This is a genomic window from Micromonospora sp. WMMD1076, assembly GCF_029581475.1.
Classification (GTDB): Bacteria; Actinomycetota; Actinomycetes; order Mycobacteriales; family Micromonosporaceae; genus Micromonospora; species Micromonospora aurantiaca.
Map to the genome: position 1 here is coordinate 3909538 of NZ_CP120862.1, position 13146 is coordinate 3922683.

The window sequence follows — 13146 nt, forward strand, 5'->3', positions numbered from 1 at the left end:
TGCGCCGCATCGGAACCGCAAACCCCGTCCCGCACTCCACCCGTCCCGGAGATGCCCATGTCACCCGTACGACTCCTGCTGTCCCCACCCCGCCGGCCGGCCCGGCGGACGGTCGCCGCGCTGACCGCACTGCTCGCCGCCGTGGCGCTGGCCGGCCCGCCCGGTCCGGCCCGCGCCGCCGACCCGCTGCTGTCCCAGGGGCGGCCCACCACCGCCTCCTCGACCGAGAACGCCGGCACCCCGGCGTCCAACGCCACCGACGGCAACTCCGGCACCCGCTGGTCCAGCGCGTTCGCCGATCCCCAGTGGATCCAGGTCGACCTCGGCGCGACCGCCACCGTCTCCCGGGTCAGCCTGGCCTGGGAGGGGGCCTACGCGCGGGCGTACCAGGTGCAGACCTCGACCGACGGCGCCACCTGGACCACGGTGTTCAGCACGACCAACGGTGACGGTGGCACCGACGACCTGACCGTCAGCGGCACCGGCCGCTACGTGCGGGTGTACGGCACCGCCCGCGCCACCGGCTACGGCTACTCGCTCTGGGAGTTCCAGGTCTACGGCAGCACCGGCGGTGGCAGCGGCGGCTGCGACACCGCGACGAACGCGGCCCAGGGCCGGCCGGCCACCGCCTCCTCGACCGAGAACGCCGGCACCCCCGCCGGCGCGGCGGTCGACGGCAACCCGGGTACCCGCTGGGCCAGCGCCGCCGCCGACCCGCAGTGGATCCAGGTCGACCTGGGCAGCGTCCGCGCGATCTGCCGGGTCGTGCTGAGCTGGGAGGCGGCCTACGGGCGCGCGTACCAGATCCAGACCTCGACCGACGGCGCCACCTGGACCTCCGTCTACAGCACCACCAGCGGCGACGGTGGGACCGACACCCTGACGGTCAACGGTTCCGGTCGCTACGTGCGTGTCTACGGCACCGCCCGGGCCACCGGCTGGGGCTACTCGCTGTGGGAGTTCACAGTGCACACCACCGGCGGCGGCACCCTGCCGGGCGGCGGGTCGCTCGGGCCCAACGTCATCACGTTCGACCCGTCGATGTCGGCCGCCAGCATCCAGGCCCAGCTCGATTCCGTCTTCCGCTCCCAGGAGTCCAACCAGTTCGGCACCCAGCGGTACGCGCTGATGTTCAAGCCGGGCGACTACTCCGGGATCAACGCGCAGATCGGCTTCTACACCTCGATCATGGGGCTCGGCCGGAACCCCGGTGACGTGCGTATCCACGGCGACGTCACGGTGGACGCCGGCTGGTTCAACGGCAACGCCACCCAGAACTTCTGGCGCTCGGCGTCGAACATGCAGGTCTTCCCGTCGGCCGGGTTCACCCGCTGGGCGGTGTCGCAGGCCGCGCCGTTCCGCCGGATGGACATCCAGGGTGACCTGAACCTGGCCCCGAACGGCTACGGCTGGGCTAGTGGCGGCTACATCGCGGACAGCCGGGTGACCGGCGTGGTGCAGCCGTACTCCCAGCAGCAGTGGTACACCCGGGACAGCAACGTCGGCGGCTACCTCAACGCGGTGTGGAACGTGACGAACTCCGGGGTGGTCGGCGCGCCCGCGACCAGCTTCCCGAACCCGCCGTACACCACGCTGGCGCAGACCCCGGTCAGCCGCGACGTGCCCTACCTCTACCTCGACGGAAGCGGCGCCTACCAGGTCTTCGCCCCGTCCACCCGGACCAACGCCAGCGGGGCGTCCTGGCTGGGCGGCGCCACCCCGGGCACGTCGATCCCGCTGAGCCAGTTCTACGTGGCCAAGCCCGGCGACTCGGCGGCCACCATCAACGCCGCCCTGGCCCAGGGCCTGAACCTGCTCTTCACCCCCGGCGTCTACGCCGTCGACCAGACCATCGCGGTCAACCGGGCCGGCGCGGTGGTGCTCGGCATCGGCTACCCGACGCTGGTGCCGCAGAACGGCGTGGTGCCGATGACGGTCGCCGACGTCGACGGCGTCCGCCTCGCCGGGCTGCTCTTCGACGCCGGCGCGGTGAACTCGCCGATGCTGCTCCAGGTCGGCCCGGCCGGGTCGACCGCCAGCCACGCCACCAACCCCACCTCGATCCAGGACGTCTTCTTCCGCATCGGTGGCGCCCACGCCGGGAAGGCCACCACCAGCCTGGTGGTCAACCAGGACGACGCGCTGATCGACCACATCTGGGCCTGGCGGGGTGATCACGGCACCGGCATCGGCTGGACCGTCAACACCGCGGACACCGGCCTGATCGTCAACGGCGACAACGTCACCGCGCTCGGGCTCTTCGTCGAGCACTACCAGAAGTACGAGGTGATCTGGAACGGGAACAACGGGCGGACGATCTTCTTCCAGAACGAGCTGCCGTACGACCCGCCGAACGCGGCCTCCTGGATGAACGGCTCCCGGGTGGGCTACGCCGCGTTCAAGGTCGCCGACACGGTCACCACGTTCGAGGGGTGGGGCATGGGCAGCTACTGCTACTTCAACGTCGACCCCACCATCGCGGCCTACCACTCCTTCGAGGCCCCCACCAGGGCCGGCGTCCGGTTCCACGACCTGCTCACCGTCTCGCTCGGCGGGAACGGGTCGATCACCCACGTCATCAACGACACCGGTGGCACCGCGCAGGGCACGAACACCGTGCCGGTGAACGTGGTCAGCTACCCCTGACCGGGGCCCGGGGGCGGCCCGTCGCACGGGCCGGCCGCCCCCGGGCATGACCGCCACCCCGGCGGGTACCCGCGCCGGACGGACATCGCGGGAACGGGAGGGGCGCAGTGGTGGGACGAGTCCACCGCCCACCCCTACCGCGCCGCGCACCCGCCGGCGGCGGCGCGATCAGGTCAGGGAGTAAGCGTCACCGGTCCGGGAAGCGCGGGCGTGACGCCGTCCACCGGTGGGTGCGGCTCCGGCGGCGTGGGGGAGAGCAGGCGGGCGAGCGCGGAGGCGGCCAGCGGCCGGTAGATCCGTACCGAGTCGGCGAGCGCGGAGAAGTGCGAACCCGAGTTGTCGCCGTGGTAGCGGGTGGCGATCTCCACCTGCTCGACCGGCAGCCCGGCGCGCACCAGCCGCAGCAGCACCGTCATCTCGTACTCGAAGCGGTCGCCCGGAATCGTGGTGAGCCAGCCGAGCAGCGCGGCCGGGTAGGCGCGCAGCCCGGTCTGGGTGTCGCGCACGTCCCGGCCGGTCGCCAGGCGGAACGCCACCCGGGTCGCCGCGTTGCCGAACCGGCTGCGCGCCGGGACCTCGCCGCCGAACTCGCGGACGCCGAGCGCCGGCGCTCCGGTGGCGCGCATCCGGTCCGCCACGGCGCACACGTCGGGCACACCGTGCTGGCCGTCGGCGTCGACACAGACCACGTCGCGTCCCGGGTGGTGCGTCGAGGCGTACCGGAAGCCGGTGCGCAGCACCACGCCCTTGCCCCGGTTGACCCGGCGGCGCAGCACAGTCGCACCCCGGTCGCGGGCCGCGCGCAGCACCCCGGCGGCGGCCGGACCGCTGCCGTCGTCGACGACGAGCACGTCCGCGCCGGGCAGCGCCGCCCGCAGGTCGCCGACCAGCGGCGGCAGCCGGTCACCCGGTCGGTACACCGGCACGAGCACGATCACTGAACCTCCCGGGTGGACTTGCCCGCCGGCACGGCCCGCCGGGTCGATCGAGGACGCTCGTACCCCGGGCGACCGGCGGCGAATCACCGGCGGGGCGTGAGGCGTCCGATGCGGTCGGCGGCGCGGGCCAGCGCGCGCTCGCGGCGCAGCGATGCCTCCGGGGTACGCACACCGAGGAAGCCGATCCGGCTGAACGCCCGGGCGGCCCGCTCCCGCCGGACGGGCACCGGGTCGGGCGCGGTCACCGGCACGTCGGCCAGCGCCGGGCCGGACAGCCCGAGCACGCGCGCGGCGAGCAGCCGGACGCGGGGCAGGTGCCACGGGTGGGAGACCAGCCCGAGCGGGCGCCGCGCGGTGAACTCCGCCGCGTCGAGCAGCCCGTCCTGGACGGTGTGCGCCAGGTTCTGCACCGTGGTGCGGGAGCGGGTCTCGGCCGCCGACGAGGCGTACGCGTCGAGCCCGGCCTCGCGCGCCAGCGCCCGCATCAGCTCCGCCTCCCGGTAGCCGGCGGGCGGGCCGGGCGCGCCGGCCGGGCCGTGCGGCCAGCCGCCGGTGAACACCACCCGGGCGCCGGGCGTACGGCGGAACGCCTCGGCGTGCGCGCGGACGTAGGCCACCGCGGCCTCGGTGCGCGCGACGCTCTCCGCGGTGAGCCGGTAGCCGTCGTCGCCCGCCACCACCCCACGGCCGAAGACCAGCAGCACGGTGGCGGGAGGCGTCATCCCTTCACGGTACGGGCCGGATCACTCGTCGTCCGGCGGCCAGGGCGGGATGCCGACGCCGGTGATGCGGACGCCGCCCCACGGGTCCACCTCGGCCAGCCGGGCCCTGGCGACCCGCTCGCCGATGCGGACCTCCACCTCGCGGCGGCCGGAGCGCAGCAGCCGGACCAGGCGCGGCTCCGGCTCGACCCGCCCGGCCCAGTGGTAGCGGCCGTCGACCGGCTCGAACCGCCCGCCGGCGTGCAGCCGGACCGTGGTGCCGGCGATCTGCGCCGTGCCCTGCCAGGTCACCTGTCGATCCGTTCGTGCGCGCGGGTCAGCTCCGGTGGCAGGTCCGCGCCCCGGCGGACCCCCTCGATGCCGCTCCACAGCAGCGTGGTCAGGTATTCGGTGAGCGCGGCCCGGTGGATCGGCTGCCCGTGTGTGGTCCACCAGTCGCCGACCGCCTGCACGAACCCGACCAGCCCGTACGCCCACGGCTCGGCCGGGCCGGCGTCGAGGCCGAGCGCGCGCAGCCGGTCGCCGATGACCCGGGCCAGCCCGGTCGCGACCCGCCGGCTGGTGCCTGTCACCACCTGCTGGATGCCGGGATGCCCGGACTCGTGCACGAGGAACCGGTAGAGCGACGGCTCGTACTCCACCACGCTCAGGTACGCGTCGATGGTCGCCTCGACCAGCGCGCGCTCCTCGCGAACCTGCTCCACAGCCGGGGCGATGGCGGCCACCACGCGCTCCGCGACCACCTCGCTGACCGCCAGCCAGAGCTGTGCCCTGTCGGCGAAGTAGCGGTAGAGCACCGGCTTGCTGACCCCGGCGGTGGCGGCGACCTGGTCCATGTCGACGCTCGGGCCGTGCCGCAGCAGCGCCTGCACGGCGGCGGCGATCAGTTCCTGCCGTCGCTGTTCGCGGTGGTCGGCCCAGCGGTCGCGCCGCCCGCCGGTACGGGGTGCGGCCGGCTCCGGGGGATCGTCGGGGCCATTGACATCGGTGGTGGTCCGTCGCATGCTGCCACTCGTAACAGTTACTCGAAGTTACGTCAATATGGAGGGGTCATGGAGCGGACGACGGCCGGATTCCCGCGCGAGGCGGTCGCCGACCGCCTGCTCTCCGCCTCGGTACGCACCAGCTACGACCCAGTGGTCGACATCGACTGGTCGGCGCCACCGGTGCCCGGCGCGTACTGGCTGCCGCCGTCGCGCAGCAGCCTCTACGGCACTCCACTGTGGGACGCCATGACCGAGGACCAGCGGGTCGAGCTGACCAAGCACGAGGTCGTCAGCGCGGCCAGCGCCGGGATCTGGTTCGAGACGATCCTCATGCAGATGCTGATCCGGCACTACTACGACGCCGATCCGACCAGCCGGCACGCCCAGTACGCGCTCACCGAGGTCGCCGACGAGTGCCGGCACTCCATCATGTTCGGCCGGCTCATCGAGGCCGCCGGCGCGCCGGTCTACCGGGCCGAGCCGTTCGACCACCTGCTCGGGCGCTGGCTCAAGTCCACGGCGACCGGCCCGCAGATGTACGCGGCCATCCTGATCGCCGAGGAGATCCTCGACTCGTTCCAGCGCGAGATCATGGCCGACGAGTCGTTGCAGCCGCTGATCCGGATGGTGTCGCGCATCCACGTGGTAGAGGAGGCCCGGCACGTGCGCTTCGCGCGCGACGAGCTGACCCGGCAGGTCGAGGCCGCCGGGCCGGTGGCGCTCGCGTACTCGCGGCTGGTGATCGGCCGGGCCGCGCACTCGATCACGCGGCGCCTGGTGCACCCGCGGGCGTACGCGGCGGTCGGGATCGACCCGGCGGCCGGCCGGGCCGCGGCGCGGGCCAACCCGCACTGGCGGGCCACGCTGCGCTGGTCCGCGCAGCGGATCGCCGACCACCTGACCGAACTGGGCCTGGTCGCCGGGCCGGGCCGGGCGCTGTGGCGCCGGGCCGGGCTGGTGGAGGGCTGACCGGCGGCGACCCGAAGGGGAAAGGATCGCCGCCGGCCGCCCGGTCAGGAGGTGGGGAAGTTGTCGGCGGTACGGATGCGCTCGCGCATGTACGCGCCGGACTCGGTGAGCACCGACGTCCCGCCGAACGAGCCGGACGCGCAGGTGCCCGGCCGGAGCGCCGCCGAGCCCTCGGAGGCGTCGGAGAGCGTCCAGTTCGCGTAGCTGATCTTCAACCGGTCGAGCAGGTCGAGCCAGGCGTTGCTGCTGGCGGTGTCGACAGCGCCGTCACCGGTGTAGGTGACCGTGCCGAACTCGGTGACGAACAGCGGGAGCCGGCTCGCCGCGCGCTGCACCTCGTTGCGGTAGTTGTCCTTGTGCGACGCGGCGTAGAAGTGGAACGTGTACATGATGTTCTGCGCCCGCACCGGGTTGTTCACGATCTCGTCGGAGTTGCCGCCCTCGGAGACACCCAGCGAGGACCAGCCCCGGGTGCCGACGATGACCACCGCGTCCGGGTCGTTGGCCCGGATCACCGGGATGACCTGCTCGGCGTAGTTGCGGATGGTCGACCAGCTCACCCCGTTGGGCTCGTTGGTGATCTCGTAGATCACGTTCTTCTTGGCGGCGTTGCGCGCGGACACGTTGGCGAAGAACGTCTTGGCCCGGTCCAGGTTGTACATCGGGTCGCCGGGCGTCAGCGTGTGGAAGTCGATGAGCGCGTACATGCCCCGGGCCTCGGCCTTGTCCACGAGCGTGTTCACCTGGTTGGTGAAGCCGGCCGGGTTGGTCTCGTAGCCCTGCTCCTGCACGTACATGGAGATGCGCAGCAGGTCGGACCGCCACTCGTTGGCGAGTACGTCGAGCGAGGCGTCGGTGTAGCAGTTGGCGAACCACTGCAACCCGTGCGTGCTCATGCCGCGCAACTGGATCGGCCGTCCGTACTGGTTGCAGAGGTTGACGCCGCACACCTGGAGCTGGCCGTTGATCGCGACCGGCGTGGTGCCGGTCGGCGGCGGCGTGGTGGGCGGGGGAGTTGTCGGCGGCGGGGGAGTGCTGGGCGGCGGGGTGCTCGGCGGAGGCGTGCTCGGTGGTGGTGTGCCGGTGCCGCCGGTGCAGACAGTGCCGTTGAGCGTGAACGACGTGGGGCTCGGGTTCGACCCGGCCCAGGAGCCGTTGAAGCCCACTGTGGTGCTGGCGCCGGTGCCGAGCGAGCCGTTGTAGTCCATGCTGCGCGCGGTGACCGCCGAGCCGCTCTGCTGCCAGGTGGCCGACCAGCCCTGCACCACACGCTGACCCGCGTCGGGGAAGGTGAAGCCGAGCGTCCAGTTGCTCACCGGGTCGCCGAGGTTCTTCACCGCGACAGTGGCGGTGAAGCCCCCGGGCCAGGAGTTGGTGGTGTAGGTGACGGCACAGCCGGTCGCCGCCAGCGCGTTCGCGGACGGCAGGACCGCGGTCGCCGCCAGGGCGAGCGCGCCGACCGCGCCGCCGACGAGCAGGTGCCGCCGGGACGGGCGGGGAATCGAGAACATGCGGGAAGGTCCCATCTGGTGGGTGGTGATCGGACGATGCCCGTCGTGAACCTGCCCGGAAAGTCCGACGCGGCGGCCTGGGGAGCGCTCCCACGGCCGAGCGTAGAGGTGGACGCCGATGCGTGCAACAGCCGGCCGCTCAGCGGCCGCCGCGCCGCCCGCCGTAGAGCCGCAGCGCGTTGCAGACGTCGAACACACCCGGTACGTCCCAGGCCAGCTCGGCGGCGACCAGGCGCGTCTCCGGGTCGGCCACCAGGCCGGCCAGGATCACCACCCGGTTCTGCACCGTCACTGTGATCTGCTGCCGGCGGGTGGTCCAGTCGGCGCTGAGCCGCTGCGCGACGAGCGACGCGAGCCGGGTGTCCGCGTCGTCGGGCTCCGGTCCGCCGCCGGTGTACGGGAACTCGGGGTACGGCCAGGGCATCACCACGGGGAGGACTCCTTCTGTTCGGTCAGGACCGGTCGCCGGGACGCGGGGCCCGGCGCCGGGACGCGGCCGTCGACGACTGTGAAGACGCCGTCGAGCCGCATGGTGTGCAGCACGGTGAGCACGAACCGCGACGGGGACAGCAGGCACAGCCGGCGGCCGTCGCGCCGGGCGTCCTGGTGCGCGCGCACCAGCAGGCTGAGCCCGGCGGGGTCGATCACCTCCAGCCCGGACAGGTCGACCAGCTCCATGTCGTCGCGGAGGGAACGCTCGTCGAGAGCGCGGCGGACCGCCGTGGCCGGGTCGAGGTCGTGGGCGGCCGGGGTGCCGGCGACCTGTTCCAGCTCGTCCAGGCCCAGACCGTCGTCGGCGACGGCCGCGCGGGCGCTGCACCGGGGGCAGTGATGCGGTCCAGAGGCGAACGGCGAGCCGACCCAGTCGTGCTCGAACACGAGCGTCCACACCACCTCGGCGTCGGGCAGCGTGGCTCCAGTGCCGGTGACGCTGTCGCCGCAGCCGTCGCAGATGAGCATCATGAGGTGGTCCGCGGGTACGACTGTCACACCTCCTCCTTCCGCCGGTCGCCCGTACCGGGCGGCGTCTGCCCCTCCGCCTCCGGCCGGCCGGCGGCGACCACCGCCAGCACGACCGCCACGGCGGCGAAGCCGGTCTGCACCATCAGCGGCAGCACGGGCGATCCGTCGGTGCGGTGGTCCACCAGCCCGACCACGATCGCGCCGAGCAGCGCGGACGCCACGCCGAGCGCGAGTGTCAGCCACACCGGGACGGCCTTGCGTCCGGGCAGGACGAGGCGGCCCAGCCCACCGACGGCCAGACCCACCACGAGCGCTCCGACGAGCGTGCTGCCGGTCACCACTCCTCCTCAGCGTGATGCGGACGCGACCCGGGCCCGGCCGCGAGCGGCCGGACGGGGCGTGTCGACGACGGGTACGGCGCCGAGCCCGGAGTTCTCCAGGATGCGCCGGATCCGCGGATGTGGATTGCTCAGCGTGAGCAGGCCGCCCTGCCGCGCCAGCCGGCGGTGCACGTCCAGCAGCAGCGCGACGGCGGCGGCGTCCACATGCCGGCACCCGGCGAGGTCGATCGTCAGCTCGCGGGGCCGTAGCGCGAGGATGCGGTCCACCACGTGGGCGACCTCGGGCAGCCCGGCGAGGTCCAGCTCGTCGGTGATGTCCACGCGCACGTGCGGCACGGCGGACTCCGGCGGGGACGGCAGGCTGGCAGGCATCGGGTCGCTTCCGTGGTGGGATCGGGTCAGACCCCCACTCTGCTCAGGGACCTTGGAGGTCACCGGACGGTTGTATGACGGTTCGATGACAAAAACCACGAACGGCCCACGTGATTGGGCGACCCGTGCCGGGCCGGTCATGATGCCCATATGACGGCCGTACTGGTGATCGAGGACGACGACCGTATCCGGCTCGCGCTGCAGCTCGCCCTGGAGGAGGAGGGCTACGAGGCGTACGGCGCGCCGACCGCCGAGGACGGCCTGCGCCGGCAGCGGGAGAAGCCGGCGGACTACGTGCTCGTCGATCTGATGCTGCCCGGCATGAACGGGTTCGACTGCATCCGTCAGCTGCGTCGCGACGACGACGTGCCGGTCGTGGTGATCAGCGCCCGCGACGACACCCACGACATCGTCGCCGCGCTGGAGGCGGGCGCCGACGACTACGTGGTGAAGCCGGTCGCGATCAAGGAGCTGTCCGCCCGCCTGCGGGCGCTGCGCCGGCGCGTACGCACGGTGGCCGGGCCGGTGCCCGCCCAGTTCTTCGGCGACCTGGAGATCAGCGCGGAGGCCGGCGAGGTGCGGCGCTCGGGACAGCCGGTGCCGGTCACCCGCACCGAGTTCCGGCTGCTCTGCGAGCTGGCCGAGCACGCCGGGCGGGTGCTGTCGCGCCAGCAGTTGCTCAGCCGGGTCTGGGGCTACGAGACCGGCGACGAGCGGCTCGTCGACGTGCACGTCGGCCGGCTCCGGCAGAAGATCGAACCCGACCCGGCCAACCCGCGCCACCTGGTCACGCTGCGCGGCCTCGGCTACAAGCTCCAGCGATGACCCGGCCCGGCCTGCGCGCCCGGGTCACCGCGGCGTTCGCCGTCGGGGCGTTGCTGCTGTCCGCGCTGATGGCCCTCTTCTCGTACGACCTGACCCGGCGCTCGCTGCTCGACGAGCGGGAGCGCACCGCGGTGCGGGCCGCCTACTACGACGCCGCGGTGGTCCGCTCCGGCCTGGACACCGGCACCCCGGACGTGGTGGCCGTGCTGCGCTCGCTCGACACCGGCAGCGCCCGCCGCCCGCTGCTGCACCTGCCCGACGGCTGGTACGCCCGTACCGCGGACGTGGGCGCCAGGTCGGTGCCGGTGGAGTTGCAGCGCGTGGTGGCCGACGGCAAGCCCGCGGTGCAGCGGATCCGGCTCGACGGGCAGCCCGTGCTGCTGGTCGGCGTGCCGCTGCCCGGCGCGCTCGGCTACTACGAGCTGACCTCGCTGCGGGAGGTCGAGGAGACGTTCCAGGTGGTGGGCCTGGCGCTGATCGCCGTGGCGATCATGGTCGCCGGGGCGGGCGCGGCGCTCGGCTGGTACGCCACCCGGCACAGTCTGCGGCCGCTCACCGCGGTCGCCGACGCGGCGGAACGGATCGCGGCCGGCGACTTCGCCACCCGGCTCGACCCGACCACCGATCCCGACCTCACCCGCCTGTCCACCTCGTTCAACGAGATGGTCGACAAGCTGGTGCACCGCATCGAGCGGGACCGGCGCTTCGCCGCCGACGTGAGCCACGAGCTGCGCTCGCCGCTGCAGACCCTGGCCGCCGCCGCGAGTGTGCTCAACCGCCGCCGGGAGCACCAGGACGAACGCACCGCGACCGCGGCGGGTCTGGTCGCCGGCGAGGTGACCCGGTTCCAGCGCCTGGTCGACGATCTCATCCAGCTGGCCCGCACCGAGCAGCCGGCGCACCGCGAGACGGTCGACGTGGTGGAGCTGGCCCGGACCGTCTGCCGGGAGCGGTCGCTGCCGGAGAGCCTGGTGACGGTCGAGGGCGACGTCCCGCGCCTGTGGTGGGTCGACCGGCGCCGGTTCGCCCAGACGCTGCTGAACCTGGTGGAGAACGCCGAGCGGTACGGCGGTGGGCCGGTCGCCGTACGCCTCGGCGGGCGCGACGGCGTAGGTGTGCTGGAGGTCGACGACGGTGGTCCGGGCGTGCCGCCGGGTGACCGCGAGATCATCTTCGACCGGTTCGTGCGGGGGCGGGCGGCGCACGACCGGGCCGGCACCGACGGCACCGGTCTCGGGCTCGCGCTGGTGGCGCAGCACGCCGCCGCGCACGGCGGTACGGCCGCGGTGCTGGACCGCGAGCCCGGCGCCCGGTTCCGGGTCGAGCTGCCCGGAGCGTTGCGATGAGCCGGCGGCGGCTCCTGCCCGCCCTGCTCGCGGCAGTGCTGCTGGCCGGCTGCGGGGTGCCGGTGGACGACGAGCCCCGCCTGGTGCAGACGCCGCCGGGCGCGTTCCCGACCCCGGCGGTGTCCTCGACGGCCGACGGGGACGGGCGGGTGGACGAGCCGTTCTGCTTCGTCCGGGACGACGGGCTGGTCGTGGTCAAGCGCCGGGTGGACGGGCTGCCGGAGGTGGATTCGCACCTCCAGCACCTGCTGGCCGGTCCGGACGGCGGCGAGCGCCGTCAGGGACTGGCCACGGCGCTGCCCGGCACGGTCGCGGTGGCCGGGGCGACGCTCACCGGCACGCTCGCCACGGTCGACGTACGCCAGGCCGGGGAGGAGACCGGCCGCAACGACGAGGTGCTGGCCTTCGGGCAGATCGTGTGCAGCCTCACTCAGCGGCCCGACGTGTACAGCGTGGCGTTCCGCCGGGACGGGCAGCCGCTGGAGGTGCCACGCGCGGACGGGAGCCTCTCCGCGCTGCCGCTCACCGCCGCCGACTACCGGCCGTTGCTACCCCGATGACACACTCGATGTCCGGATATGAGGCACAATCTCCATCGTCCGTTCGGTTGATTTGGTGGTGGCCTTTGGTCTAGTGTGGCTGGCACGACCGGTGTGGGAGGCCACCCGTTCTCTGAGGACAGGAAGGGCAGCATGACCACGATGACCATGGGATCGACCGCCACCGAGGTGCACCGCGCGCCGCAGGCGGGCGAGGAGACCCGCGCCAGCGAGCTGATCGCGGCGCTCGCCGCACTGCCGGCCGACCACCCGCAGCGGGCCGCCCTGCGTAACCAGGTCATCGAGGCGTGGCTGCCGCTGGCGAACCACCTGGCCGCCCGCTACAGCGGTCGCGGTGAGCCGGCCGGCGACCTGGCCCAGACCGCGGCGCTCGGCCTGATCAAGGCAGTCGACCGGTTCGACGCCTCGCGCGGTGTCGACTTCGCCGGCTTCGCCATCCCGACCATCCTCGGCGAGATCAAGCGGCACTTCCGCGACCGCACCTGGAACATCCGGGTTCCGCGGCGCCTCCAGGAGCTGCGGCTGCGCATCTCCGAGGCCAACAGCACGCTGACCCAGACGCTCAACCGGGCCCCGACCGTCGCCGACATCGCCGCCCACCTCGACGTCACCGAGGAAGAGGTGCTGGAGGGCCTGGAGGGCGCCCGCGCGTACAACGCGGTCTCGCTGTCCACCCCGATCGGCGACGGCGACAGCGCCACCGAGCTGGGCGACACGCTCGGCACCGAGGACAACGAGTACGAGCTGGCCGACCTGCGCGCCTCGCTGGGCCCGGCGCTCGCCACGCTCGACGAGCGGGAGCAGAAGATCCTCACGCTGCGCTTCTACGGCAACCTGACCCAGAGCGAGATCGCCGCCCGGGTCGGCGTCTCCCAGATGCACGTGTCCCGGCTGCTCGCCCGCGCCCTGACCAAGCTGCGCGGCCAGCTCACCGAGGCCTGAGCCGGCCGTACCGCGACCCCCGCCG

15 protein-coding genes are annotated in these 13146 nt (G+C 73.4%); 6 read left to right on the forward strand and 9 right to left on the reverse strand.

The genetic code is table 11. The features are described from left to right. The first annotated feature begins 57 nt into the window (after positions 1-57). A complete protein-coding gene (locus O7622_RS18575; RefSeq protein ID WP_282309424.1) occupies positions 58-2646 on the forward strand; it encodes a discoidin domain-containing protein in 2589 nt (862 codons plus the stop codon). Positions 2647-2819: 173 nt separating this feature from the next. Here O7622_RS18575 and O7622_RS18580 read toward each other — a convergent pair whose 3' ends face one another. The 4 genes from O7622_RS18580 to O7622_RS18595 form a co-directional block, all read right to left on the reverse strand. Beyond that, positions 2820-3578, reverse strand: a complete 759-nt coding sequence (locus O7622_RS18580) for a glycosyltransferase family 2 protein (protein WP_282309425.1) — start codon at positions 3576-3578, stop codon at positions 2820-2822. An 89-nt stretch (positions 3579-3667) separates the two neighbouring features. Further along, positions 3668-4306, reverse strand: coding sequence for a YdcF family protein (locus O7622_RS18585; protein ID WP_282309426.1), 639 nt, complete (start codon positions 4304-4306; stop codon positions 3668-3670). A gap of 21 nt (positions 4307-4327) precedes the next feature. Continuing rightward, complete coding sequence (locus tag O7622_RS18590; protein WP_282309427.1) at positions 4328-4597, reverse strand: DUF4873 domain-containing protein; 270 nt, start codon at positions 4595-4597, stop codon at positions 4328-4330. Beyond that, a complete protein-coding gene (locus tag O7622_RS18595; RefSeq protein WP_282309428.1) occupies positions 4594-5310 on the reverse strand; it encodes a TetR/AcrR family transcriptional regulator in 717 nt (238 codons plus the stop codon). The genes O7622_RS18590 and O7622_RS18595 overlap by 4 nt, the downstream gene beginning before the upstream one ends. 48 nt (positions 5311-5358) lie before the next feature. Between O7622_RS18595 and O7622_RS18600 the strand changes: the two genes are divergently transcribed. Further along, entirely contained in the window at positions 5359-6261 is a 903-nt protein-coding gene (locus O7622_RS18600; RefSeq protein WP_282309429.1) for a diiron oxygenase, read from the forward strand. A gap of 44 nt (positions 6262-6305) precedes the next feature. Here the strand turns inward: O7622_RS18600 and O7622_RS18605 are convergent, their stop codons facing one another. The 5 genes from O7622_RS18605 to O7622_RS18625 all read right to left on the reverse strand — a co-directional run bounded on the left by O7622_RS18605 (position 6306) and on the right by O7622_RS18625 (position 9448). Beyond that, positions 6306-7772 (reverse strand): cellulase family glycosylhydrolase, encoded by a 1467-nt coding sequence (locus O7622_RS18605; RefSeq protein ID WP_282309430.1) that lies wholly within the window; start codon positions 7770-7772, stop codon positions 6306-6308. Positions 7773-7911: 139 nt separating this feature from the next. Then, positions 7912-8196, reverse strand: coding sequence for a BON domain-containing protein (locus O7622_RS18610; protein ID WP_176739676.1), 285 nt, complete (start codon positions 8194-8196; stop codon positions 7912-7914). After that, complete coding sequence (locus tag O7622_RS18615; protein WP_282309431.1) at positions 8196-8762, reverse strand: STAS domain-containing protein; 567 nt, start codon at positions 8760-8762, stop codon at positions 8196-8198. The genes O7622_RS18610 and O7622_RS18615 overlap by 1 nt, the downstream gene beginning before the upstream one ends. Further along, complete coding sequence (locus tag O7622_RS18620; protein ID WP_282309432.1) at positions 8759-9073, reverse strand: hypothetical protein; 315 nt, start codon at positions 9071-9073, stop codon at positions 8759-8761. The genes O7622_RS18615 and O7622_RS18620 overlap by 4 nt, the downstream gene beginning before the upstream one ends. Positions 9074-9082: 9 nt before the next feature. Next, a complete protein-coding gene (locus tag O7622_RS18625) occupies positions 9083-9448 on the reverse strand; it encodes an STAS domain-containing protein (RefSeq protein WP_282309433.1) in 366 nt (121 codons plus the stop codon). Positions 9449-9598: 150 nt separating this feature from the next. Here O7622_RS18625 and O7622_RS18630 point away from each other — a divergent pair, with 150 nt between their 5' ends. The 4 genes from O7622_RS18630 (at position 9599) to O7622_RS18645 (ending at position 13121) form a co-directional block, all read left to right on the forward strand. Then, positions 9599-10273: a response regulator transcription factor gene (locus O7622_RS18630; protein WP_128138374.1), complete on the forward strand. Its 675-nt coding sequence runs from the start codon at positions 9599-9601 to the stop codon at positions 10271-10273. Continuing rightward, entirely contained in the window at positions 10270-11619 is a 1350-nt protein-coding gene (locus tag O7622_RS18635) for a HAMP domain-containing sensor histidine kinase (protein ID WP_282309434.1), read from the forward strand. Before O7622_RS18630 ends, O7622_RS18635 begins: the two co-directional genes overlap by 4 nt. Continuing rightward, complete coding sequence (locus tag O7622_RS18640; protein WP_282309435.1) at positions 11616-12179, forward strand: GerMN domain-containing protein; 564 nt, start codon at positions 11616-11618, stop codon at positions 12177-12179. The genes O7622_RS18635 and O7622_RS18640 overlap by 4 nt, the downstream gene beginning before the upstream one ends. Before the next feature lie 132 nt (positions 12180-12311). Continuing rightward, the gene (locus O7622_RS18645; protein WP_282309436.1) at positions 12312-13121 is read left to right on the forward strand and encodes a SigB/SigF/SigG family RNA polymerase sigma factor; all 810 of its coding nucleotides are present in this window, start codon (positions 12312-12314) and stop codon (positions 13119-13121) included. Positions 13122-13146 lie beyond the last annotated feature (25 nt).